General features: G+C 47.0%; 1 protein-coding gene and 1 pseudogene. One reads left to right on the forward strand and one right to left on the reverse strand.

Annotation, left to right across the window (positions count from 1 at the left end; genetic code table 11):
- Positions 1 to 209 precede the first annotated feature (209 nt).
- The gene (locus DW720_RS15525) at positions 210 to 830 is read left to right on the forward strand and encodes a flavodoxin family protein (protein ID WP_118539833.1); all 621 of its coding nucleotides are present in this window, start codon (positions 210 to 212) and stop codon (positions 828 to 830) included.
- Between the two features lie 30 nt (positions 831 to 860).
- Here DW720_RS15525 and DW720_RS15530 read toward each other — a convergent pair.
- Positions 861 to 1,184 (reverse strand): annotated as a pseudogene (locus tag DW720_RS15530) (Uma2 family endonuclease); the annotation flags it as partial.
- Positions 1,185 to 1,224: the final 40 nt, after the last annotated feature.

Below are 1,224 nucleotides of genomic sequence, written 5' to 3' on the forward strand. Positions count from 1 at the left end.
CTTGCCAAGGTCGAGGCCGCGGGTTCGAGTCCCGTCTCGCGCTCTTTTTTATTATTGCGGAAGCTTTGATTCATCAGGGTTTCCGCTTTTTTGCATTTTCATTTTTATGTAGACAGTTGTAGACACCTGAAGACAATATATACGCTTACAGACTGTTTAAAAGCAATTTGTTGGAATAAATGTATCGTAGAGTAAAAGGAGGAAACCAAATGAGCAAAGTATTAATTCTAAACGGAAGTCCACGTGTGAACGGCAACACATCCATTGCCATCCGGGAAATGGAGAATGTATTTCGAAATAGTGGGGTAGAGGTAACAACCATGCAGATTGGAAATAAAGATATCCGGGGCTGTATTGCCTGTAACCAGTGCAGCGAAATTGGAAAATGTGTGTTTGATGATATCGTAAATGAGCTGGCACCTCTCTTTGAGGCGGCGGATGGCCTGGTGATTGCCAGTCCGGTCTACTATGCATCGGCTAATGCGACGCTGATTGCCTGTCTTGACCGCTTGTTTTACAGCACGTCCTTTGATAAGAGCATGAAGGTGGGTGCCAGTGTAGTCTGTGCACGCAGAGGCGGCTGCTCAGCGACTTTTGATGAATTGAACAAATTTTTTACCATCAGCAATATGCCGATCGCATCCAGCAGATACTGGAACAGTATTCACGGCTGTGAGAAAGGGGAGGCAGAGATGGATGAGGAAGGCAAGCAGACGATGCGGATGCTTGCAAAGAATATGACATTTCTTATGAAGTCCATCGAGCTTGGCAAGAAAGAATATGGTCTTCCGGAACAGGAGGAGCGGACGTCGACGAATTTTATTCGGTAAGTTTAAGGGAGTCAGAGCATTTTTGATAAGGTAGTCCATGCGCCGGCTGGATGGAGATACGATTTCGAAAATGAGATCGGGAGCGCCGGAACAGCCGCGGTCGGTCAATTTATTCGGATCACAGATAAGAGAGATATCCGGCTCAACCCAATCTTTATCATCCGCATCCAGATTGACAGCGAAAGGAGGCGGATAAACGTGGCATTCTCCGCCGTTGGACTCGATATAATTTCCAAGAAGGCGGGAAATCTGGTAGGAAATTTCCTTATGAATCCGGCTCGGAGGTGCCATATTATAAAATTGCCCGTCGATCAGCTCTGCACGCTGCCCGTCGGGCAAATGGGGCTGTCGCACTAAGGTGCGGCAGCTTCGTGTTTTTATCCAACACAAAACG

Origin of the sequence: Clostridium sp. AM27-28 (assembly GCF_003480955.1) — a bacterium.
GTDB classification, from domain to species: Bacteria; Bacillota; Clostridia; order Lachnospirales; family Lachnospiraceae; genus Otoolea; species Otoolea fessa.